The organism is Pseudomonas sp. PA-5-4B (assembly GCF_021606215.1).
Lineage (GTDB): Bacteria > Pseudomonadota > Gammaproteobacteria > Pseudomonadales > Pseudomonadaceae > Aquipseudomonas > Aquipseudomonas edaphica.
Map to the genome: position 1 here is coordinate 1 of NZ_WKDB01000040.1, position 21,469 is coordinate 21,469.

At 60.2% G+C, this 21,469-nt stretch carries 21 protein-coding genes; 13 read left to right on the top strand and 8 right to left on the bottom strand.

Annotated features, from left to right (window positions below; genetic code table 11):
- Positions 1 to 368: 368 nt before the first annotated feature.
- The 4 genes from rhtA (at position 369) to GIW28_RS19390 (ending at position 3,171) form a co-directional block, all read left to right on the top strand.
- Positions 369 to 1,256 (top strand): threonine/homoserine exporter RhtA, encoded by an 888-nt coding sequence (gene rhtA / locus GIW28_RS19375; protein WP_017136336.1) that lies wholly within the window; start codon positions 369 to 371, stop codon positions 1,254 to 1,256.
- 164 nt (positions 1,257 to 1,420) lie between these two features.
- The gene (locus GIW28_RS19380) at positions 1,421 to 1,702 is read left to right on the top strand and encodes a hypothetical protein (RefSeq protein ID WP_017136337.1); all 282 of its coding nucleotides are present in this window, start codon (positions 1,421 to 1,423) and stop codon (positions 1,700 to 1,702) included.
- Between the two features lie 99 nt (positions 1,703 to 1,801).
- Positions 1,802 to 2,533: an SDR family oxidoreductase gene (locus GIW28_RS19385; RefSeq protein ID WP_017136338.1), complete on the top strand. Its 732-nt coding sequence runs from the start codon at positions 1,802 to 1,804 to the stop codon at positions 2,531 to 2,533.
- A 47-nt stretch (positions 2,534 to 2,580) separates the two neighbouring features.
- Positions 2,581 to 3,171, top strand: coding sequence for a 2-hydroxychromene-2-carboxylate isomerase (locus GIW28_RS19390; protein WP_017136339.1), 591 nt, complete (start codon positions 2,581 to 2,583; stop codon positions 3,169 to 3,171).
- A 175-nt stretch (positions 3,172 to 3,346) separates the two neighbouring features.
- On the opposite strand, the gene GIW28_RS19395 is transcribed toward GIW28_RS19390, so the two are convergent.
- The 3 genes from GIW28_RS19395 to GIW28_RS19405 all read right to left on the bottom strand — a co-directional run bounded on the left by GIW28_RS19395 (position 3,347) and on the right by GIW28_RS19405 (position 6,869).
- A complete protein-coding gene (locus GIW28_RS19395; protein ID WP_236447886.1) occupies positions 3,347 to 5,155 on the bottom strand; it encodes an aminopeptidase P family protein in 1,809 nt (602 codons plus the stop codon).
- 49 nt (positions 5,156 to 5,204) lie between these two features.
- Entirely contained in the window at positions 5,205 to 6,365 is a 1,161-nt protein-coding gene (locus GIW28_RS19400) for a cysteine desulfurase family protein (RefSeq protein WP_236447885.1), read from the bottom strand.
- 234 nt (positions 6,366 to 6,599) lie between these two features.
- A complete protein-coding gene (locus GIW28_RS19405) occupies positions 6,600 to 6,869 on the bottom strand; it encodes a hypothetical protein (RefSeq protein WP_138453707.1) in 270 nt (89 codons plus the stop codon).
- Between the two features lie 400 nt (positions 6,870 to 7,269).
- On the opposite strand from GIW28_RS19405, the gene msuE reads away from it, so the two are divergent.
- The 4 genes from msuE (at position 7,270) to GIW28_RS19425 (ending at position 11,453) form a co-directional block, all read left to right on the top strand.
- A complete protein-coding gene (gene msuE, locus GIW28_RS19410; protein WP_017136343.1) occupies positions 7,270 to 7,833 on the top strand; it encodes an FMN reductase in 564 nt (187 codons plus the stop codon).
- Between the two features lie 9 nt (positions 7,834 to 7,842).
- Entirely contained in the window at positions 7,843 to 8,985 is a 1,143-nt protein-coding gene (gene ssuD / locus GIW28_RS19415) for an FMNH2-dependent alkanesulfonate monooxygenase (protein ID WP_017136344.1), read from the top strand.
- Between the two features lie 165 nt (positions 8,986 to 9,150).
- The gene (locus GIW28_RS19420; RefSeq protein ID WP_169985832.1) at positions 9,151 to 10,338 is read left to right on the top strand and encodes an acyl-CoA dehydrogenase family protein; all 1,188 of its coding nucleotides are present in this window, start codon (positions 9,151 to 9,153) and stop codon (positions 10,336 to 10,338) included.
- 11 nt (positions 10,339 to 10,349) lie between these two features.
- The gene (locus tag GIW28_RS19425) at positions 10,350 to 11,453 is read left to right on the top strand and encodes a sigma-54 interaction domain-containing protein (RefSeq protein WP_099547894.1); all 1,104 of its coding nucleotides are present in this window, start codon (positions 10,350 to 10,352) and stop codon (positions 11,451 to 11,453) included.
- Here the strand turns inward: GIW28_RS19425 and GIW28_RS19430 are convergent.
- Positions 11,442 to 11,807: an antibiotic biosynthesis monooxygenase gene (locus GIW28_RS19430; RefSeq protein ID WP_099547893.1), complete on the bottom strand. Its 366-nt coding sequence runs from the start codon at positions 11,805 to 11,807 to the stop codon at positions 11,442 to 11,444. The genes GIW28_RS19425 and GIW28_RS19430 overlap by 12 nt on opposite strands.
- 100 nt (positions 11,808 to 11,907) lie before the next feature.
- On the opposite strand from GIW28_RS19430, the gene soxR reads away from it, so the two are divergent.
- The 5 genes from soxR (at position 11,908) to GIW28_RS19455 (ending at position 16,723) form a co-directional block, all read left to right on the top strand.
- Positions 11,908 to 12,357 carry a redox-sensitive transcriptional activator SoxR gene (gene soxR, locus GIW28_RS19435; protein ID WP_099547892.1) on the top strand — a complete coding sequence of 150 codons (450 nt, stop codon included), beginning with the start codon at positions 11,908 to 11,910 and terminating at the stop codon, positions 12,355 to 12,357.
- A gap of 165 nt (positions 12,358 to 12,522) precedes the next feature.
- The gene (locus GIW28_RS19440) at positions 12,523 to 12,981 is read left to right on the top strand and encodes a VOC family protein (protein ID WP_236448255.1); all 459 of its coding nucleotides are present in this window, start codon (positions 12,523 to 12,525) and stop codon (positions 12,979 to 12,981) included.
- Between the two features lie 409 nt (positions 12,982 to 13,390).
- Complete coding sequence (locus GIW28_RS19445; protein WP_099547890.1) at positions 13,391 to 14,266, top strand: alpha/beta fold hydrolase; 876 nt, start codon at positions 13,391 to 13,393, stop codon at positions 14,264 to 14,266.
- A 96-nt stretch (positions 14,267 to 14,362) separates the two neighbouring features.
- Entirely contained in the window at positions 14,363 to 15,667 is a 1,305-nt protein-coding gene (locus tag GIW28_RS19450; protein ID WP_169985830.1) for a dicarboxylate/amino acid:cation symporter, read from the top strand.
- Positions 15,668 to 15,808: 141 nt separating this feature from the next.
- Positions 15,809 to 16,723 (top strand): LysR substrate-binding domain-containing protein, encoded by a 915-nt coding sequence (locus GIW28_RS19455; RefSeq protein ID WP_222933963.1) that lies wholly within the window; start codon positions 15,809 to 15,811, stop codon positions 16,721 to 16,723.
- Here GIW28_RS19455 and GIW28_RS19460 read toward each other — a convergent pair.
- Genes GIW28_RS19460 through GIW28_RS19475 form a run of 4 tightly spaced genes read right to left on the bottom strand, consistent with a single transcriptional unit; the run spans position 16,704 to position 21,223 of the window.
- On the bottom strand, positions 16,704 to 17,936 hold the full coding sequence (locus GIW28_RS19460) for an MFS transporter (RefSeq protein WP_017136352.1): 1,233 nt from the start codon (positions 17,934 to 17,936) through the stop codon (positions 16,704 to 16,706). The genes GIW28_RS19455 and GIW28_RS19460 overlap by 20 nt on opposite strands.
- Positions 17,933 to 18,673 carry a 2OG-Fe dioxygenase family protein gene (locus tag GIW28_RS19465; protein WP_099547886.1) on the bottom strand — a complete coding sequence of 247 codons (741 nt, stop codon included), beginning with the start codon at positions 18,671 to 18,673 and terminating at the stop codon, positions 17,933 to 17,935. The genes GIW28_RS19460 and GIW28_RS19465 overlap by 4 nt, the downstream gene beginning before the upstream one ends.
- Before the next feature lie 4 nt (positions 18,674 to 18,677).
- Complete coding sequence (locus GIW28_RS19470) at positions 18,678 to 20,042, bottom strand: ATP-grasp domain-containing protein (RefSeq protein ID WP_236447051.1); 1,365 nt, start codon at positions 20,040 to 20,042, stop codon at positions 18,678 to 18,680.
- A gap of 26 nt (positions 20,043 to 20,068) precedes the next feature.
- Positions 20,069 to 21,223: a KamA family radical SAM protein gene (locus GIW28_RS19475; protein WP_169985824.1), complete on the bottom strand. Its 1,155-nt coding sequence runs from the start codon at positions 21,221 to 21,223 to the stop codon at positions 20,069 to 20,071.
- Positions 21,224 to 21,469 lie beyond the last annotated feature (246 nt).

The window sequence follows — 21,469 nt, forward strand, 5'->3', positions numbered from 1 at the left end:
CACTTGCGCTTACGATCTCTCGTTAGCGGGAGGCGAATTCTACAGCGTTACACGCTGCTGTCAACACCTCTTTTTCAACTTCCTTTTGGCTTCGATGAACTGAAGCAACTTGCTGCCGAAAACTTCGTAACTCGTTGTTTACCAAGGAGTTTTCCGTTTCGGCTGCGCCGGAAGTGGGGCGAATTATAGACAGATATAAAACGCCGTCAACACTTAATTTAGATTCTCTATCAAAAACCCCAAAAAGCCCTATCCCTTTCTATATAAAGAGGACAGCAACCAGAGCTGAGCAATATATTGCTCAAAAGCCGCCAGTTAAGCATCATAGCCGCTCTGCTTCTTTACCACGACTTCGGACACCCGCCCCAATGACCACTCCACCTCGCAGCCTGGCCTCGGCATTGTTCCCGGTCGGCCTGCTGTTGATCGCCATGGCCTCCATCCAGTCGGGTGCCTCGCTGGCCAAGAGCATGTTCCCCATCGTCGGCGCACAGGGCACTACTACTCTGCGGCTGATTTTCGCCAGTGTGATCATGCTGCTGCTGTTACGCCCATGGCGCGCCAAGCTCACGGCCAAGTCCCTGCGCACTGTCATCGTCTACGGCATGGCATTGGGCGGCATGAACTTCCTCTTCTATATGTCCTTGCGTACAGTCCCCCTGGGCATCGCAGTAGCGCTGGAATTCACCGGCCCGCTTGCCGTGGCTATCTATGCCTCGCGCAGGGCGGTGGACTTTGTATGGATCGGTCTCGCGGTCGCGGGCCTGCTGTTGTTGATCCCCACCGGAGAAACCAGCACCGGCATCGACTTGATCGGCGCCGCTTATGCACTGGGCGCTGGCGTTTGCTGGGCACTCTATATCCTGTTTGGGCAAAAAGCCGGCAACGACAACGGCGTGCAAACCGCCGCCCTCGGCGTGATGATCGCCGCTTTGTTCGTGGCGCCGATCGGCATCGTCCATGCCGGCGCCGCACTGCTGACGCCCTCGCTGATTCCCGTTGCTATCGGTGTAGCCATCCTGTCCACCGCTTTGCCCTATACCCTGGAAATGGTCGCGCTTACTCGCCTGCCCGCTCGCACCTTCGGCACCTTGATGAGCATTGAGCCCGCATTCGGCGCGCTCTCCGGTCTGTTCTTCCTGCAGGAGCACTTGTCCCTCGCGCAATGGCTGGCAATCACCTGCATTATCTTCGCCTCCGTCGGTGCCACACTGACGATGCGCAACGAATCCAAACCGTTGGTGCCAGCCGATTGATTCTCATCGCAGGCAGCTCTGGCATTTGCCGCTCATTTAGGCCATGTTTAAGCCGTAAACGAATGTCTTTCATGGAGAATTTCGACAGGGACAGCTGAACGCTACAATCGAGAGCGAGTTAAGCCTGCATCGAGCCTTTTTGCGACGCGGCTATAAGGATAGTAATGAAACGAATTTTGATACTGTTACTGGTCGTGGGCATTGCTGGCTGTGCTGCGACCACCAAGACAGAAGTGAAACGGGGCAAAAAAGGCATGCACATCAACTGTTCCGGCCTGTCCTCCTCCTGGGACCAGTGCTACACCAGTGCAGCCAACTCCTGCGGCGCCAAGGGCTACCGGGTTATCGCCAAGTCCGGTGACAATTCCGAAGAGCCAGGCGACTATCCTTTCGGTATCAACCCTGCCGGCTACACCAGCCGCAGTATGATCGTCATCTGTAAATGACCGCCCGAGCAGTCCTCTTCCGGCTGCTCCTTTCTCTTTACACGCCCTTCGCTCTGCTGCGGCTACACTCCTGCCCGACACTCGAGCAACGGAGTTCCCATGACACCCAACAAAAAAATCGTATTGGTGGTTGGTGCCGGTGATGCAACCGGTGGCGCCATTGCCCGACGCTTTGCCCGTGAAGGCTATGTAGCCTGCGTCACCCGTCGCAGTGCCGATAAACTACAGCCCTTGGTCGAGAGCATTCAGGCGGCGGGCGGAGAAGCCCACGGTTTTGCCTGTGATGCGCGCAAAGAAGATGAGGTGATCGCGCTGGTTGAGCAGATAGAAACCGAGCTTGGCCCCATCGAAGCTTTCGTCTTCAATATCGGCGCCAACGTGCCGTGCAGCATCCTCGAAGAAACCGCGCGCAAATATTTCAAAATCTGGGAGATGGCCTGCTTCTCCGGGTTCCTGAATGCCCGCGAAGTCGCCAAACGCATGGTCACCCGCGAACGCGGCACTATTGTGTTCACCGGCGCCACTGCCGGGCTGCGTGGCGGTGCAGGGTTTGCCGCATTTGCCGGCGCCAAACACGGTATCCGTGCGCTCGCGCAAAGCATGGCGCGGGAATTGGGGCCCAGGAACATCCATGTGGCCCACGTGGTGGTCGACGGCGCTATCGACACAGATTTTATTCGCGACAATTTCCCGCAAAAATACGCGCAGAAAGATCAGGACGGCATCCTCAACCCCGAACACATCGCCGACAACTATTGGTACCTGCATAGCCAACCACGCGACGCCTGGACCTTCGAACTGGACCTGCGCCCCTGGAATGAACCCTGGTAGGCACGCCGCCTCCGATCAAGAACAACAATAAGCAGCGAGAATCGACGATGAGTAAAACCCTGGAATTTTTTTTCGACCTCGGCAGCCCGGCCACTTACCTGGCCTATACACAATTGCCTGCGCTTTGCGCCGAGACCGGTGCACAACTGGTGTATCAACCCATGCTGCTGGGTGGCGTGTTCAAAGCCACCGGCAACGCCTCCCCCATCAGCGTGCCGGCCAAAGGTCGTTACATGTTTGATGACTTGGCGCGATACGCCAAACGCTACAACGTGGCGCTCAAGTTCAACCCGCACTTCCCGATCAATACCCTGGTGCTGATGCGTGCCGTCATGGGTATCCAGATGCGCCAGCCCGAGCGCTTCCAGGCCTTCATCGACTGCCTGTTTCGCGCCATTTGGGTCGAAGGTCGACATCTGGGCGACCCCGCCGTCGTGGCCGCCGTGCTGAGTGAGGCCGGTTTCGACCCAGAGGAAGTCCTGAACCTGGCCAACGATGAAAAGGTAAAAGCCGCCCTCAAGGACAAAACCGAACAGGCTGTTCAGCGCGGGGTATTCGGTGCACCCAGTATGTTTGTAGGCAATGACCTGTTCTTCGGTCAGGACCGTCTGGAATTTGTGCGCGAAGCGCTCCGCTAAAACTCGATCGCCAGGCGCCCCTGAGCGCCGCTTGCGAGCAAATCGCAAGCGGCGTTTACCGTATGCCGGTCGAAGCGGTGCGGATCCATGTCACGTTGCGTATCGGCGAATTAGGTGGTGTCGGCCCCCAATCGACGCCAGCCGGCCAGGGGCAAGGCCCCTGAACGGCAACCGATCAGATAGCGGCGGTACGCACCTGCAGCCATTCCAAGGCTGCACCACTGAGCAGCGGGCTCAGGCGTTCACGCACCTCGGCGTGGTAAGCGTTGAACCATTCGCGCTCATCCGCCGTCAGCAACGACGGCTGCAGGCAACGGGTGTCGATCGGGCACAGGGTCAGGGTTTCAAACCTGAGGAACTCACCGAACTCGGTCTTGCCCGCTTCGCGGTTCAACACCAGGTTCTCGATGCGCACGCCCCAGCGACCCGGGCGATAGGTACCTGGTTCAATCGAAGTAATCATCCCCGGCTGCATTGCGGTTTGCGGTGCGGTGGCGGCCTGGTAGGCGATCACCTGCGGACCTTCGTGCACATTCAGGAAATAGCCTACGCCATGACCTGTACCGTGGCCGTAGTCCACGCCTTCGGCCCAGATCGGCGCACGGGCGATGGCATCCAGCAATGGCGAGAGAATGCCCTTGGGGAAATGCGCACGCGACAAAGCAATCACGCCCTTGAGCACGCGCGTGCAGTCGCGTTTCTGCTCGTCGCTTGGCGTGCCGATGGGCACCATGCGCGTAATATCCGTGGTGCCGCCCAGGTACTGGCCGCCGGAGTCGATCAGCAACAGGCCATCGCCTTCGATCAACGCATGCTCTTCTTCGGTGGCGTGGTAATGCGGCATCGCACCGTTGGCGTTGAACGCTGCGATGGTGTTGAAACTCAGCGACACATAATCGGGGCGACGGGTACGCGCGGCGGTCAAGTGCTCGTCGATGGTCAGCTCGGTGATGCGCTCACGGCCCAACGCACTGTCCAGCCAGGCGAAGAATTCACACAGCGCCGCGCCGTCTTGCTCCATGGCTTGGCGGATATGTTCGGCGTCCGCCAGGCTTTTGCGCGACTTGGCCAGCGTGGTCGGGTTCAAGCCCTCGACCAGCTTCACGCCGGCATCGAGGTTTTCCAGCAAACCGGTGGTGACGCGTGCCGGATCAACTTGCAGGCTAACACCCGCCGGAACTGCACGCAGCGCATCCGTCACTTCGCTGTAGTCGCGCAAGGTCACGCCGTCCCGCTCCAGTACCGCGCGCAGCTCGGCATCGACCTTGCTCAGCGCCACAAACAGCGTGGCCTGCTGTTGATTGATCAAGGCAAAGGACACAAACACCGGGTTGAACGACACATCACCGCCGCGCAGGTTGAACAGCCAGGCGATGTCATCCAGGGTCGCGATGAAGTGCCAATCGGCGCCCTTCTCTTTCAAGCTGGCACGCAGGGCGGCGAGTTTGTCGCCACGGCTGACCGTCGCCTGCGGCGGCAGGTGTGGGTAGATCGGCTGGTTCGGCAAGGCCGGGCGGTCTTGCCAGACTTCATTCAACAGGTCGATATCGGTACGCAGGCTCGCACCGCGCTCGGCCAGCTTGGCGCCCAAGGTACGTGCCGAGGCCACGGCCATCACCGCGCCGTCCACTGCGACCACGCCGCCTTCCGGGGTTTGCTCGGCCAGCCATTCCAGCGGGCCGGGTTGGCCCGGTTGCAGCTTCACCAATTCGATGCCGCTGCCCTTGAGCTCCTTGGTCGCCTGTTCCCAGTAACGGCTGTCGGCCCACACGCCGGCAAAATCCGCGGTGACAATCAACGTGCCTACCGAGCCATAAAACCCCGACAGCCATTGCCGCCCCTGCCAGTAACCCGGCAAGTACTCGGACAGATGCGGGTCGGCCGACGGCACCAGCAGGGCATGGATGCCCTCGCGGCGCATCAGTTCGCGGGTATGCGCCAGGCGCTGGGGAACCGTTCCATGGGTCAAAGGCTGCGTGCTCATCATGTCTCCTGCTAACCACTCATAATTGTTATGTGTTGTGACTGAAAAATCAGACCGCCCAGAACGCCGGCGCACTGACCAGTGCGGCCTTGATCAACTGCACGGCTGCATCGATATCCTGCTCGGTGGTAAACCGGCCCAGGCTCAAGCGAATAGTTCGACCGGCGCTGCGTGCGTCATGGCCCAAAGCTAGAAGCACGTGTGACGGCGCATTACTCGCCGAATTGCACGCCGAGGTGGCCGAAAACGCGATACCTACGCTCAGGGCCTGGGAATTAAATTCACCCTCGGTGAACGTGAGGCTCAGTGTATGGGGAATGCGCTGGGTGGCGCTGCCATTGAGGCGCACGCCGGCAATCGTTTCCAACTGATTGAGCAGCCGCTGACGCAACGCGACGATAGCGGCTTTTTCTTCAGCAAAGGACTGCGCCGCCAAGGCGAAGGCAGTTCCCATACCGGCAATCTGGTGAGTCGCCAGGGTACCGGAGCGCAATCCGCCTTCGTGGCCGCCACCGTGAATCTGCGCCAGTACCTTCTGCTGCGCGCGCGGGCCAACATACAGCGCACCAATGCCCTTGGGGCCGTACAGCTTGTGCGCAGAAAACGACATCAGGTCCACCGGCCATTCAGCCAGGTCGATCGCGACCTTGCCCGCGCCTTGCGCCGCATCCACATGCAGCAGCGCGCCGTGCTCACGTACGCGCGCACCAATGGCGGGGATGTCATTGAGGGTGCCCAACTCGTTGTTTACCAGCATCAGCGACACCAGGAAGGTGTCTTCGCGCAAGGCTTCACTGACTGCCTCGGCGCTGATCAAGCCTTCAGCGTCCGGCACCAGGTAGGTCACGGCCACGCCGGCGTCCTGCAACTGCCGCGCGGTATCCAATGTGGCCTTGTGTTCGATCTGGCTGGTGATGATATGCCCACCTGCCACACCTCGCGCCTGGGCCACCCCCTTGATCGCCAGGTTGTTGGATTCTGTGGCACCGGAGGTCCAGACGATTTGTTCAGGTTGGGCGCCGACCAGTTCGGCCACTTGGCGCCGCGCCTGCTCGACCGTGTGCCGGGCCGCCTGGCCAAACGCATGGGAGCTGGACGCAGGGTTGCCGAAGTTGGCATTAAAACCCAGACACTCGACCATCACTTGAATGACCCGCTCATCCACCGGCGTGGTGGCGGCGTAGTCGAAATACAACGGACGTTTATTCATGACGTTAAGACTCGCAGAGCGTATTCCCCAGGACAGCGCCTCGGGAGGGCATCGACCGGAACAGAGGTCGTCAGGTTTAACCCGTCGGATGCCATAAAAGAAGGACCACTTTATGCAAATGTGCGTAGGAACGCTCCTGAAATTCAGCTTAACAGGCTGAAGTATCCCAATGGCAAACAAAAAGCCCGAGGTTCCTTAAGGGAATCCTCGGGCTTTTTGCCACTTGGCGCCGGCTCAACTGGGGCGACCGTGCATCACCACACTGCGTTCGGCGTTCATTTCGCCCTGGTGGTCGAAGCCGAACGGCTTCTGTGGCTGCCCGGTCAACGCGGCGCGCTGCTGTTGATATTCATCAAACGACAGGCCACGACGACTCAAGGCTTCAAGGGCCAATTGCCTGGTTTCTTCGGCGGTATAAGGACGCGACTCAGGCGAAGGATGGGTCGCACATCCGGCAAGGACAGCGCTGACAACTATTAAGGAAACAGCCAGAAAGTGGTTCATGGTGAAGGCCCTGCGAAGGAGGTTTGTAGTCAATGAACACAGGCTACTCCCGCCCTCGCACAGTGAAAAATCATCCGCCGTGATAGTCGCTATCAACCGTTCCGGCATGCTTGATAGCCGCCCACTCATATTCATTTAAGATCTATAAATATGGAAATACGTTCATTTACGGCATAACCATAACCTTCTATAAATGGCCCTGCGCGCAACCAACACTGTTCGCCACGCAACTGTTGCCCAGGCAACAGTCATTCAACAAAACCGCAACCAGGCAACAGCTCCTTTTTCAACAGTTCGTCTGCAGCCCTCGCCAATCAAGGCTTGCAGCCATTGGTACAGCTCTTGCTCAACACGCTCCACTTAACCTGCTACCCACCCCTGTTGAAAAAGGAACTGTTCTATGTCCCGTCCCCTGAATGTCGTTGCCCTCTCTGGCGGAACCTGGCGCCCATCGCGCACCTTGGTATTGACCCAGGCCGTGCTGGCCGAACTGGCCACGTTGCTGCCGATCCAGACCACCCTGATCGAATTGGGTGACATTGCCCGCCCCTTGGGCGGCGCACTCTCACGCGATGAACTGCCGGCCGAGGTCGAAACGCAACTGTTGGCCATCGAACAGGCCGACCTGCTGATCGTTGCCGCGCCGGTGTATCGCGGCTCCTATCCTGGCCTGCTCAAGCACCTGTTTGACCTGGTAGGCCTCAACGCCTTGATCAACACTCCGGTGTTGCTCGCGGCCACCGGCGGCAGCGAGCGCCATGCACTGGTCCTCGATCACCAGTTACGTCCGCTGTTCAGCTTCTTCCAGGCCTTGACCCTGCCGATCGGTGTGTACGCCACCGAAGCTGACTTCACCGACTACCAAATAACCAGCGAGTTATTAAAAGCCCGCATTCAACTGGCTGCAGAACGCGCAGCGCCGTTGTTTGCCGCGCACTCCCCCTCTCTGCTGAAAATCGCTTAAGGATTTGTCATGGATGTTTTCTGGTTTCTGCCCACACATGGCGACGGCCATTTCCTCGGCACCACCCAAGGTGCGCGCCCGGTCACCCTCAATTATCTGAAGCAGGTGGCGCAAGCGGCTGACAGCCTCGGTTACTTCGGCGTGCTGATTCCTACCGGGCGCTCGTGTGAAGATTCCTGGGTAATCGCCTCGGCGCTGGTACCGCTGACGGAACGCCTGCGTTATCTGGTGGCGATTCGCCCGGGGATCATCTCGCCCACGGTGTCGGCGCGCATGGCCGCGACCCTGGACCGCTTGTCCAACGGCCGATTGCTGATCAACGTGGTCACCGGTGGCGACCCCGACGAAAACCGTGGCGACGGCAGCTTCCTCGACCACAGTGAACGCTACGAAGTCTCCGACGAATTCCTACAGATCTGGCGCCGTGTGTTGCAGGGCGAGTCGGTGGATTTTGAAGGCAAGCACCTGCGTGTGCAGAACGCCAAAGCGCTTTACCCGCCGGTGCAGAAGCCGTATCCGCCGCTGTATTTCGGCGGTTCGTCGGATGCTGCCCACGACCTGGCCGCCGAGCAGGTCGACGTGTACCTGACCTGGGGCGAGCCGCCCGCCGCCGTTGCGCAAAAACTTGCCGACGTGCGTGAACGCGCAGCGCGCCATGGGCGCACCGTCAAGTTCGGCATTCGCCTGCATGTAATCGTGCGCGAAACCGAAGAAGACGCCTGGAAAGCCGCCGCCAAACTGATCGAACACATCAGCGATGAAACCATCGCCGCGGCGCAAAAATCCTTCTCGCGCTTTGATTCCGAAGGCCAGCGGCGCATGGCGGCGCTGCATGACGGGCGCCGCGACAACCTGGAAATCGCCCCCAACCTGTGGGCCGGTGTCGGCCTGGTACGCGGCGGTGCCGGCACCGCGTTGGTGGGCAACCCGCAGCAGGTGGCCGAACGCATCCAGGAATACGCCGACCTTGGCATCGAGAGTTTCATCTTCTCCGGCTACCCGCACCTGGAAGAAGCCTATCGCTTTGCCGAGCTGGTGTTCCCGCTGTTGCCGGAACCTTACGCCAGCCTCGCCGGGCGCGGCATCACCAACCTCACGGGGCCGTTTGGCGAAATGATTGCCAATGATGTGTTGCCGAACACCAAAGCCTGAGCGCGCTGAAATCCCCCCCTATGTGGACACTGCTCTCCTGTGGGAACCGGGCTTGCCCGCGATGCAAACGACGCGGCGTTTCAGTTGCACCACAGCGATGCTATCGCAGGCAAGCCAGCTCCCACATTTGAACGTGATTGCCAGACAGACATTGAGGAACCCCGCGTGACAGCCAACCCCCACAGCGTCCTGCCTTCACCCTTGCAGACCGCCAAGCTGCTGGCCGCCGAATTTGCCCTCACCGCCGTTGAACGCGATGAGCGCGGCGGCACGCCCAAGGCCGAACGGGACGCGCTGCGCCAAAGCGGCCTGCTGGCCCTGAGCATCCCCACGCAATACGGCGGCCTCGGCGCGCGCTGGAGTGAAACCCTGGGCATCGTGCGCGAGTTCGCCAAGGTCGACAGCTCCATCGCCCATGTCTTCGGCTTTCACCACCTGATGCTCGCCACTGTGCGCCTGTTTGCGCGCCCGGACCAATGGCAGCCGTGGTTCGAACAAACTGCGCGTAAAAACTGGTTCTGGGGCAACGCCCTCAACCCGCTGGACACGCGCACGGTGGTCAAGGATTTCGGCGGCTGGCGAGAGTTTTCCGGCAAGAAGAGCTTCTGCTCCGGCGCCAGCGATTCGGAAATGCTCATCGCCTCGGCCGTGGACGAAAGCGCCGGCGGCAAACTGCTGATCGCCGCGATTCCCAGCGGGCGCAGCGGCATTACGTTGCACAGCGACTGGAACAACATCGGCCAGCGCCAAACCGACAGCGGCAGCGCCAGCTTTGAACGGGTGCGCGTCGAAGAGTCCGAGTTGCTGCTCGATCCCGGCCCGTTGAGCACGCCCTTCGCCTGCCTGCGCCCGCTGATCGCGCAGTTGACGTTCACGTATATGTTTCTCGGGATTGCCGAAGGCGCCTTTGAAGAAGCGCGCAACTACACCCGCACCGAAACCCGTGCGTGGCACAAATCCTCGGCGGGCGATGTGCGCCAGGACCCTTACGTGCTGCACCACTACGGCGAATTCTGGGTGGCCCTGGAAGGCGTGCGCCTGCTGGTCGAACGCGCAGGCGAATTGCTCGACCAGGCCTGGGCCAAAGGTGCCAGCTTAAGCGAACAGCAACGTGGCGAACTGGCCATCGCCATCGCCACCGCCAAAGTCGCCGCCACCCGCCAAGGCCTGGACCTGTGCAGCCGCCTGTTTGAAGTCACCGGCGCGCGCTCGACCCATGCCTCACTGCGCCTGGATCGCCACTGGCGCAACTTGCGCACGCAAACCCTGCACGACCCGGTGGATTACAAACTCCACGAACTGGGGGACTGGGCGTTGAACCAGTCCCTGCCGATCCCGACGTTCTACTCCTGAGAGAGGTGCCCATGCAGCTGTTAACCTTACCGCCCTCGCCCGCCCTCGCGACCTCGATTCGCGCTACGGCCCAGGTCTTCGAAGACCCCAAATCCCAGGCGCTGCTCGACCATATCCAGCAAGTGGCGCCCAGCGAAGCGAGTGTGCTGATCATCGGCGAGACCGGCACCGGCAAAGAGCTGGTGGCACGCCATATTCATAACCTCAGTGCGCGGCGCAACCGACCCTTTGTGGCGGTGAACTGCGGCGCGTTCTCCGAATCCCTGGTGGAAGCCGAATTGTTCGGGCATGAAAAAGGTGCGTTTACCGGCGCCCTCAGCGCCAAGGCCGGCTGGTTCGAAGAGGCCGACGGCGGCACCTTGTTCCTCGATGAGATCGGCGATTTGCCGATGGCGATCCAGGTCAAACTGTTGCGCGTACTACAGGAGCGCGAAGTGGTGCGCCTGGGTTCGCGCAAGAGCATTGCGATTGATGTGCGCGTGCTGGCGGCCACCAACGTGCAGCTGGAAAAAGCCATCAACGCGGGGCACTTTCGCGAAGACCTCTACTACCGCCTGGATGTGGTCAGCCTCGAACTCAGCCCATTGCGCGAGCGCCCCGGCGATATCCTGCCGCTGACCCGGCATTTTATCGAAGCCTATAGCCAGCGCCTGGGCTACGGCCCGATCACCATCAGCCGCGAGGCCGAGCACAAGCTCAAAAGCTACAGCTGGCCGGGCAATATCCGCGAGCTGGAAAACGTGATTCACCACACCTTGCTGATCTGCCGTAATGGCGTGATCGAGCGTGATGATCTGCGCCTGTCGAACATGCGCATCGAGCGCCAGGACGACAGCCAGCACGGCACCGACAACAGCGCCGAAGCCTTGCTGGCCCGCGCCTTTCAAAAGCTCTTCGAAGAACAGGCCGGCGCCCTGCATGAAAAGGTCGAAGACGCGCTATTGCGCGCCGCTTACCGTTTCAGCCATTACAACCAGGTGCACACCGCGAACCTGCTGGGTTTGAGCCGCAACGTCACGCGCACGCGCCTGATCAAGATCGGCGAGTTGGCGGTAAACAAACGCCGCCCCGGCGAAAATGTGCAGGGCGAGCGCATGCTGCATTTATCCATTTAGGCGGCAGTGCAACGCGTTGTCATGGCTGCGCTCGAAGCTGCGCAGCACCTGGAACGAACCGAAGGTCACCGCCGTGGCCTGGTGGGCGCGAATCAGCATCCAGAAGTCTTCCTCGCCGTGCTCAAAACACTTGAACGCCGCCTCGCCGTCCTCACGCGAGCGCCATTGCAGGTAATTGAGCACCCGCCGCCCGTCGTCGCTGACTTGCACACTGGCATTGATAAAACCGCCATGGCCCTGGGCCAGACGCTCGCTCTGGGTGGACAAGGCCGCTACCAGGGCAAATTGCTGCCGGGGCTCGATCTGAAACTCGATCAACTGAGTGAAGCTGCGATTTTTCTCTGATACCTGCATGAACACTCCCCTCTCTCTGTAGGCAGAATCTTGCGATTCGATGCCACGCAGGGTAAAACCTCTAGTTAAGTCAAGGTCAAGCGCTTATCTGGAGTTTTTTATGCTTACCAAGGAACTCACCGTTGGCCAACTCGCCGCTCGCAGTGGCGTGGCGGTTACGGCGCTGCACTTTTATGAGTCCAAGGGGTTGATCAAGAGCAACCGCAACGCCGGTAACCAACGGCGCTACCCACGGGATGTGTTGCGGCGCGTGGTGGTGATCAAAATCGCACAACGTTTGGGGATTCCATTGGCGACCATTGGCGAGGCGTTGCAGACCTTGCCGGACGGGCGCACGCCCACTGCACAGGACTGGGAACGCTTGTCGGCGCTGTGGCGCGAGGATCTGGATGAACGCATTAACAAGCTGATGCTGCTGCGCGACAAACTCAGTGGTTGTATTGGTTGCGGGTGTTTATCGCTGGAGGCGTGTCCCCTGCGTAATCAGGATGACAAGCTGGGGGAATGTGGGCCCGGCGCGCAATTACTTGAGCCCAGCCCCGAAACCTGACCTGAAAACCCAATCAATGTGGGCGCTGGCTTGCCTGCGATGCAGACAACCCGGCCTGTCAGTTAAACCGAGTTGCCAACACCTCGTCGGTTACCTGCAAGCCACGGCGGGCGTGGCCTATAGTGAAAAGGCCGGACCTTCACAACCCCACCTGAGGAGAACGATATGAGCGTTAAGCCAATCCCTGAGGGTTATCACAGCGTCACGCCGTATATGGGCATCGATAACGCCGCCGAGGCTATCGAGTTCTACCAGAAAGCCTTTGGCGCTACCCAGGTCATGCGCCTGGACATGCCCGATGGCAAGGTCGGCCACGCCGAGCTGCGCATCGGTGACTCGGCGATCATGCTCGGCTCGCCTTGCCCCGAAATGGCCTTGCGCAACCCTGACGAACACACCAGCGTCGGTTTGCACCTGTATGTGAGAGACGTGGATGCGCAGTACCAACAGGCCATTGATGCAGGCGCCCTTTCGGTGTCTGAGCCAAAAGATCAGTTTTACGGCGACCGCTCGGCTAGCGTGAAAGACCCCTTCGGTCATCTGTGGTTTTTGGCTACGCGCAAGGAGGACCTGACTGAAGCGCAGATTCGCGAGCGAGCCACGGAAATGTTCAAGCAAGGCTGAAGTTTCAATAACCCTGCACATCCAATGTGGGAGCTGGCTTGCCTGCGATAGCATCAACTCTGTGTGCCTGATACACCAAGGTGTCTGCATCGCAGGCAAGCCAGCTCCCACAGAAAAGCAGATCTTCGGTGTATGCGGATCCGCTTTAGCTTTTGATCTAACCACTCAGGTCGGCTTTCAGGCCGCTGTGCTCTGCTTTTGATCTGAGGCGCCCCGTTAACCACGATGGCCGAACGCAGGCTTGAATCCGTGACCCGCCGTAAGGGCGGAACCCTAAGTAGCCGTTACCGCAGCAACGGATATGTACCCCGCTCCTACACACTTCATGAACAACCCCTCCACGCTTTCCCCCTTGCCCCGAACCCCACGTGATTCCACGATGCAAGCACTTACAAAGAGGAGTCATTCCATGTTCGCCGGATTCCAAAAAGACCAGTGCCACGTCAACGGCGTGGACATCAGTTACCGCAAAGGCGGTACAGGTCCCGGTCTGCTCCTGCTGCACGGGCACCCGCAAACCCACGTCATCTGGCACAAAGTCGCCGAACAGTTAGCCGAACAATTCACCGTGGTCGCCGCCGACCTGCGCGGCTATGGCGACAGCAGCAAACCACCCGCCAACGACCACCACACCAACTACTCCAAACGCGAAATGGCCCGCGACGGCGTCAAGCTGATGCAAGCTCTGGGCTTTGACACCTTCTCGGTACTGGCCCACGACCGTGGCGCTCGTGTGGCCCACCGCCTGGCCCTGGACCACCCCGCCGCCGTTCAGCGCATGGTGCTGCTGGATATCGCGCCCACCTTGTCGATGTACGCCCAGACCGACGAAGCTTTCGCCCGCGCCTACTGGCACTGGTTCTTCCTGATCCGTCCGGCGCCATTGCCTGAAGCGCTGATCGAGAGCAACCCCGAGTTGTACCTGCGCAGCGTCATGGGCAGCCGCAGTGCCGGGCTCAAACCGTTTACCGATGAAGCCTTCGCCGAATACCTGCGTTGCCTGCAACTGCCAGGCACCGCTCGCGGTATCTGCGAGGACTACCGCGCCGCCGCCGGTATAGACCTGGAGCACGACCAGGCCGACATCGACGCCGGCAACCACCTGAACCTGCCGTTGCTGGTGATGTGGGGCGCCGAAGGTACCGTCGGCCGCTGCTTCGAGCCACTCAAGGAATGGCAGAAAGTCGCCACCGACGTGCGTGGCAAGGCGCTGCCGGCCGGGCACTACATTGCCGAAGAAGCCCCTGAGTTGTTGCTGGGCGAAGTCCTGGCCTTCCTGCGCTGAATGCACTGACACACTGATCTGAAACACCCGCCTCGCAGGCTGCCAATGGCCTGCGACGGGTTCGCTTTGCCCAAAAAACATCCCGAGATAATAACAATGACAATCCGAAAACTGCTGGGAACCCTGTATATCCAGGTGCTCATCGCCATCGCGCTGGGTGTGTTGATCGGCCATGTCTGGCCGCCAATCGGTATCGACCTCAAGCCGCTGGGCGACGGGTTTATCAAGCTGATCAAGATGATCATCGGCCCGATCATCTTCTGCACGGTGGTGTCCGGCATCACCAGCATGCACGATGTAAAACAGGTGGGCCGGGTCGGCGGCAAGGCGCTGCTGTACTTCGAGATCGTTTCCACCATCGCCCTGCTGATCGGCCTCCTCGCCGCGCACCTGCTGCAACCGGGCGTGGGTTTCAACATTGACGTGAAGACCCTCGACAGCTCGGCCATCGCCGGTTTTGTCGGCCAGGCCGAACATGGCGAAGGCATCACCGGGTTCCTGCTGCACGTGATACCCACCACGTTTTTTGATGCGTTCTCCAAGGGCGAAATCCTGCCGGTCCTGTTTGTCTCGGTACTGTTCGGTGTCGGCCTGGTGATGGTCGGGGAAAAAGGCCGGCCACTGGTGGGCGTGATCAACCAGGCCAGCGAAGTGTTCTTTCGCATCGTCGGCATCATCAGCCGCGTGGCGCCCATCGGTGCGTTTGGGGCGATTGCCTTCACCATCGGCAAATACGGCGTGGGCTCGTTGCTGCCGCTGCTGAAGCTGGTGGGTACGTTCTACCTCACCGCGTTTTTCTTTGTGGCCGTGGTGCTGGGCAGCATCGCGCGCTACGCCGGCTTCAGCATTTTCAAGCTGATGGGCTATATCAAATCGGAGCTGTTGATTGTGCTCGGCACCAGTTCGTCGGAGTCGGCGCTGCCGCAACTGATCCAGAAACTCGAAAGCCTGGGTGCGTCCAAAGGCGTGGTGGGCATCGTGGTGCCGACCGGCTACACCTTCAACCTCGACGGCACCAACATCTACATGACCCTGGCGGTGTTGTTCCTGGCGCAGGCCACCAATATCCACTTGCCGCTGGAGCAACAATTGACCTTGCTGGCGGTGGCCATGCTCACCTCCAAGGGCGCCGGTGCGGTGGTCGGTGCAGGTTTTGTGGCGCTGGCCGCGAGCCTGGCCGTGGTGCCCACGGTGCCGGTGGCGGCGATGGTGCTGATCCTGGGTGTCGACCGTTTTATGGCCGAGTGCCGCTCGCTGACCAACATCATCGGCAATGCCGTCGCGGCATTGGTGGTAGCCGCATGGGAGGGTGAGTTGGACCGCGAAAAAATGGCCCCTATCGCCCTCAAGCATGGCCGCCATGCGCGGGCTGCCGCGCAGGCGAAGATCGCCGCCGAGTAAGCTTTAAAGACAATCACCTTGCTCCCGCTGGGCTGCGCAGCAGCCCCAGAATCCTGGGCACACCCACCAGGTCCAGCGGCACCAAGCTCCCTCACCACACCGGTGCTATTCTGGCGGCTCATGCCGCCACGTCTGTCTCTGATGACTCATAAGAAAGATACCGTGCCTCTACCCGAAGACCTGCGGGTGTTCCTCACCGTGATCCGCAAGGCCGGCTTCGCAGCCGCCGCCGATGAACTGGGGCTGTCGCCTGCGTATGTGAGCAAGCGCATTCAGATCCTCGAATCCACACTGGCCACGCGCCTGCTGCACCGCACCAGCCGCCGCATCGCACTGACCGAAGACGGCGAGCGAGTACAACGCTGGGCTGTGCGTATCCTCGAAGATTTCCAGCAACTGTCCGATGAACTCAGCGATGCCCACGACAGCCCGCGCGGGCATCTGCACCTGTGCAGCAGCTTCGGTTTCGGCCGCAATCATGTGGCGCCGGCCCTGTCGTTGCTGGCCGAGCAGTACCCGGACCTGGAAATCCGCCTGGACCTGTTCGACCGCGTGGTGGATATCGTCAGTGAAGGGTTTGACCTGGAGATTCGCGTCGGCGATGACATCCCCGGCCAGCACATCGGCAGGCGGCTGGTGAGCAATCGCCGCGTGCTGTGCGCGGCACCGGAATACCTGCAACGCAAAGGCACGCCGCAACAGTTGAGCGACCTGGAGCAGCACGACTGCCTGGTGCTCAAGGAGCGCGACAACGCCTTCGGTATCTGGAACCTGGAGCGTGACGGCGCGCCCGAAAGCGTGCGCGTGCGCGGGCCGCTGTCATCGAACAATGGCGAGATCGTGTTGCAGTGGGCTTTGGACGGGCGCGGTGTGTTATTGCGCTCGATGTGGGACGTAAAACCGCTGCTGGAACAGGGCAAGCTGGTGCAGGTGCTGCACACCTACACACAGAGTGCCAACGTGTGGGCGGTGTACCCGACACGTTTGGCCTACTCCGGTAAATTGCGCGCCTGCGTGGAGTTTTTGCAGGAGCACTTCAAGGGGTTGTCGATCTGACGCCCCGCGTGGCGCTGACACCCAGCCATACCGTCATGATCACCAGGGCCGTCAATGGCAACCCGTGGAACAGCACGATCACCTGGGCAGGCGTCCACGTCAGGTAGAACGGCCCCACCACCAGCATGCCCACGCCAAAGCCGGCCATCTGGATCAGCGTCAACAAGCTGAACAGCGGCAGGCGCAAGCTATCGGGTTCGCTTTGTGCGCGGGAAACCAGCGCCACCTCGGAGATGCCATCGCCCAGCCCGGCCCACACCACCAGCAGCAGCGCCAGCCACAGTTCGGTTTGCTGGAAGGTCAGGATAAAGCCGCTGGACATCAGCGCCACACCCGCCATGAACCAGCGCTCCATGCCTTGGGTGCCACGGCCCTTGAGCAACGCACTGGCCAGGCGCGCGCCGATGAACTTGCCGCAGGCCCACACCGCCAGCAGGTAGCCCATGACGGTTTTCGCGGTGTCCGGCGAAATGTATTGCGACAACACCGGCCAGCCGACGTTATGTGCCGCGCTGCCGAGGGTGTCGAGCATGCTGATCAACAACATCGCCGCCAACACCGGTGCACCGCGCAGGCCTTTGGTCAACTCATGCCATTCGGCCGCAAGCCCACGATGCGCGGCCACGGCGACTGAATACAAGGCGCGCAACGGCAGGATCAGGCAAGCCGCCACCACGTAAGTGCCGATGTTGACGGCAAACACCGCCTCGAATCCGCCCGTGGCGATCAGCACACCGGAAAGCAAGCTGCCAAACACCGCACCGGTAGCCGCCGCCGAGGTGATCCAGGCATTGGTGCCCACCCGCTGTTCAAGCGCCACCCAGGTCGGCAACTGGCTGTTCAGGCCAATGGCAAACAGCGAATTGCACAGGCCGATGCCGAACGCGATAAACGGCAGCACGTTAAGTTGATGCGCCGGGATCAGCACCAGCAGCGGCACCAGTAACAGCGCGCGGGCCAGGTCCAGCCCGGCCAAGGTACTGCGCCCCGGGAAGCGCCGGAAAAACGGGATGCCGAACAGGCTGGCGACAATCCCGCCCGTGACCCGGCACGCCAGGAACACACTGACAAACACCACGCTTTGGCTGAGCCAGTAAACGTAGGTCGAGAGCGCCACCATGTTGAGGAATGCGCCGAAGTCCGACACGCCCCGCGCAAAGATGATCAAGCGGGCGTTGCGGGTCGACAGGCCCAAGGGCTGAACGTCGCTCATGCCGGTTGTACCTCGTCTTCTACCCGTGCGTCATCAGCCGCCACGCCGCGCAGGCTCACCAGCAGCACATCGCGCCAGGCCGGTGCCGAATCGGCCTGCGCCCGCACGGCGCCGGCGCGGTGATATAGCCCACGGTCGTTGATCACGATGGTTTCCAGGAACTGCTCCATCGCCAGGTCCAGCACGCGGCTATGCTCCGCCTCACCGGTAAACACCTCGGACACCACCGGCACCGTGTTGCTCTGGCCAATGAAGTGCATGAACACCCAGTCCAGGCCATCCTGATGAATACCCGAGGTGGTGGGGCTGGCTGATGGCCCCTCTGCACGCACGCGAAACTGGTGGATATCAATGGTGTAGGCATGCGGGCCAAGGTGCGGTTCGAGCACCGCCAGGTCGGTGGCGAGCAATTTCTGCATCAGTGGGTGCTCGATAAAGCCCTCCTCGCTGTAGCTCAAGTGGTTCACGCCCTGGCGATAGTTGACCGCATAGGTGACCGGCGACTTGAACGCGCTATTGCGATCGATCTGCAACTGCCGCGTCGGGGATAAACGATAGCGCAGGATCCGCCGTTCGCGATGCGTATATGCCTTGAACGCCTCATCGCGCACCAGGTTCGCCCAGTAGGCGCGAAAGCTTTGCTCCTCGCCGGGCTCAACCTTGAGCAACTGGCCAAAGTCCCGACGGTGACAATAGTGGTGCTCGCGCAAGTACGCGCCAATCTGTGGGATATCCATATCGCTAACCCTTATTGTCGATAATCACGCGCAGATTGTGCCGTATTGCATCATGCACCGCATGGGCGTGGGCAGCATCGTCGACCCTGGCCCAGCACTTGAGCAAGTAATGCTCTTCTATATCGGCATCAATAGAGTGACCGGACTCCTGTTGGGCATATTCCAGCACCGCCGGCTGTTGAGCGAGCCATTCAAGGCCTTCAATACCCTTGAAGTGGCCACTGTGCTCCGGATAGATCGCCAGCATCGAGTAGTGTTGCGAGGCCTGCGCGACCTGGCGTGCGCCGGCGTCCAACTGCGCATTCACACCTGGCTCACCCAGCAGCAGCGACAGATACAGCTGGTACGGGTCAATACCCGCCAAGTCACGGAACGCGGCATTGACGTACAGCCCGCCGACGCGTGGGTTGATTTCGATCACCACCGGCCCCGCGTCCGTCATGCGGAACTCGAAATGCACCACGGCATTGGTCAGGCCCACCGCGCGCAGGCACTCCACGGCGTACTGGCGGATCTGCTCACACTGGGCGTCGGTAAAGGACGTCGGCGGCGAAATCAGCAGGTTCTCCAGGACGGTGCCACTGCGCTCGGTCAACATCAGTTTTTCATTGATCAGCAGCGGGTGAACCTGCTCGCCCACCACCACACACTCCACGCTGCCTTCAATACCTGGGATGAACCCTTCAAGCAAAAGGCTACGCCCCGGCAGGTATTCTCGTCGCTGCCCACCCTCTTCCGGCAGCGTGTGGGCGCAGCCGTAGAAATCCGCATAGGCTGCGCTGGCATGATCTGCCAGGAAATGCGCGTAGTGGCTGCGCAACTGCGCCCAGTCAGAGCATTTCTTGATAAACGCCGATGCGCCGCCAAAGGGTGGCTTGGCGATCAGCGGGTAACCCACTTGCTCGGCACCTTCGCGCAGTTGCTGTTCGTTGTTGCACAACGCAAACGGCACCGAACGCACGCCGTGTTTTTTCAGCGCTCGGCGCATCAGGAACTTGTTGTTACACGCAGCAATGGCAAGTGGGTCGCTGTGCACCAGGCCCAGCCGCCGACAGGCCTGCGCCACGATGCAGCCGACTTCGCCCTGCGCAGACGGGTGGCCGGCCTGGCAGAAGATTGCGCGGATCTGGTACTGCCCATCCAGCCGCCCCACCAAATCCAGAATCGATTGTTCATTCAACGCGTCGAGCAGGAACACTGCATCACTGTCGTCCCGCAGCCGCTGCAGGTGCTTGCGTCCGGCCACACCCGCCGTCAAGCAGGCCAGGCCTTGGGCACGGGCCGCCGCGAAGTGCGGCTCGCGGTAGCAATAGCGAACAGAGGCACTGTCATCAATATCAATAAAAAGAATGGCATCTTGTTTCATCATTAATACCGCCTCATGCGTCAGTCACTTCAGGCATCCTGCCAACTGCACCACTGCCCTTCCCAATTACGGAAGCGGTAATGACGTTGCCCATCGCGCACTTCAAAGTGCGGCAAGTCTTGTGGCTTTTCAAAGTCCAGCAGCGGCACGGTAAACTTGCCCTGTGCATGCGGCAGCACATATTCCGGCATGGCTATATTGGACACGCGCCGCTTGAGGCGATCCATAATAGCGATGGCGTGGCTGATCGATGCTTTATATTCCGACGCCCCCGGAGAAAACGGCATGAAGTGGTACAAGTAATATGGCTTTACGCCCAACCGATAAAGATCAATAAACAGTTTATGCAAGGTGGCTTCATCATCATTCACGCCCCGCAACAGCGGCATGTTGGAGAACACAATCGGCACCACACTTTGGATACGTTTAACCGCCACGGCAAAGTCCGCACTCAGTTCCAGCGGGTGGCACACATGTACGCCAAACGCATTGACCTTGTACTTCTCCAGCATCGCCAGTAACTCATCGGTGACGCGAAACGGGTTAAAGCTCAAGGCCCGTGTGTGCAGGCGAATCAGCAGGTCGTCGCGGATGCCACGCAGGGCGGCGAGGTTCTCTTCGAGCTTGCGGTCGGCGAGCATCAACGGGTCACCACCGCTGAGAATCACCTCTTCGATGGCCGGGTTGTTGCGGATGTACTCGAGCGAGTCCTTGAACGAGTCGGCGCTGGCATTGGCCTTCTCGGTACCCACTTGCAGGGTGCGCAGCGCTTCGAAGCAAAACTGGCAATAGGCGTTGCAGGTGTTGGTCATGCGCAGGATCACGCGGTTGTCGTATTTGTGCTGGCAAATCGGCGTTTTCATTTCGTGGCCAAGTTCCCAGTTCTCCGAGGTGCCGTCGTAATCGCCAGCGACCTGTTCGCTCCAGTAGGGCACTACTTGGCGCCACAGCGGATGGTCCATCACCTCGCCATCGGTGAGAGAGCGCTTGATCAAGTCAATGTAATAAGGGGTTATCTGCAGCTTGCGGTCTTGCAAGTTGTGTTCGATATGCGCGCTGGTTTCCTCGCTCCAGCCACCGCAGGCAGCCCGCAATGCCGGTTCATCGCGGATGGCATTCTTCTGCTGCCAACGCCAATCCTGCCACTGTACCGAACGGTGGATCGCTTGATCAAAAATCGACATGAGTTTGAACTCTCTGTGTTCTGAACGAATGTTAAGGCATCGGCATACGTGCCTTTTCACACTGGAAAAGACCGTAATATCCGCAACAACGACAACTGATTGACAGGTGGCAGAAGTCGATCAAGTTACCCACTCGATCACCGGCACCAGAGAGATATAAATGACCACTAATTCACGGGGCATGGCATCAACTTCCTTTTCTTATAATGTGCGACTTTCCAAGTCAGCATCCACTTAAGCCGATGA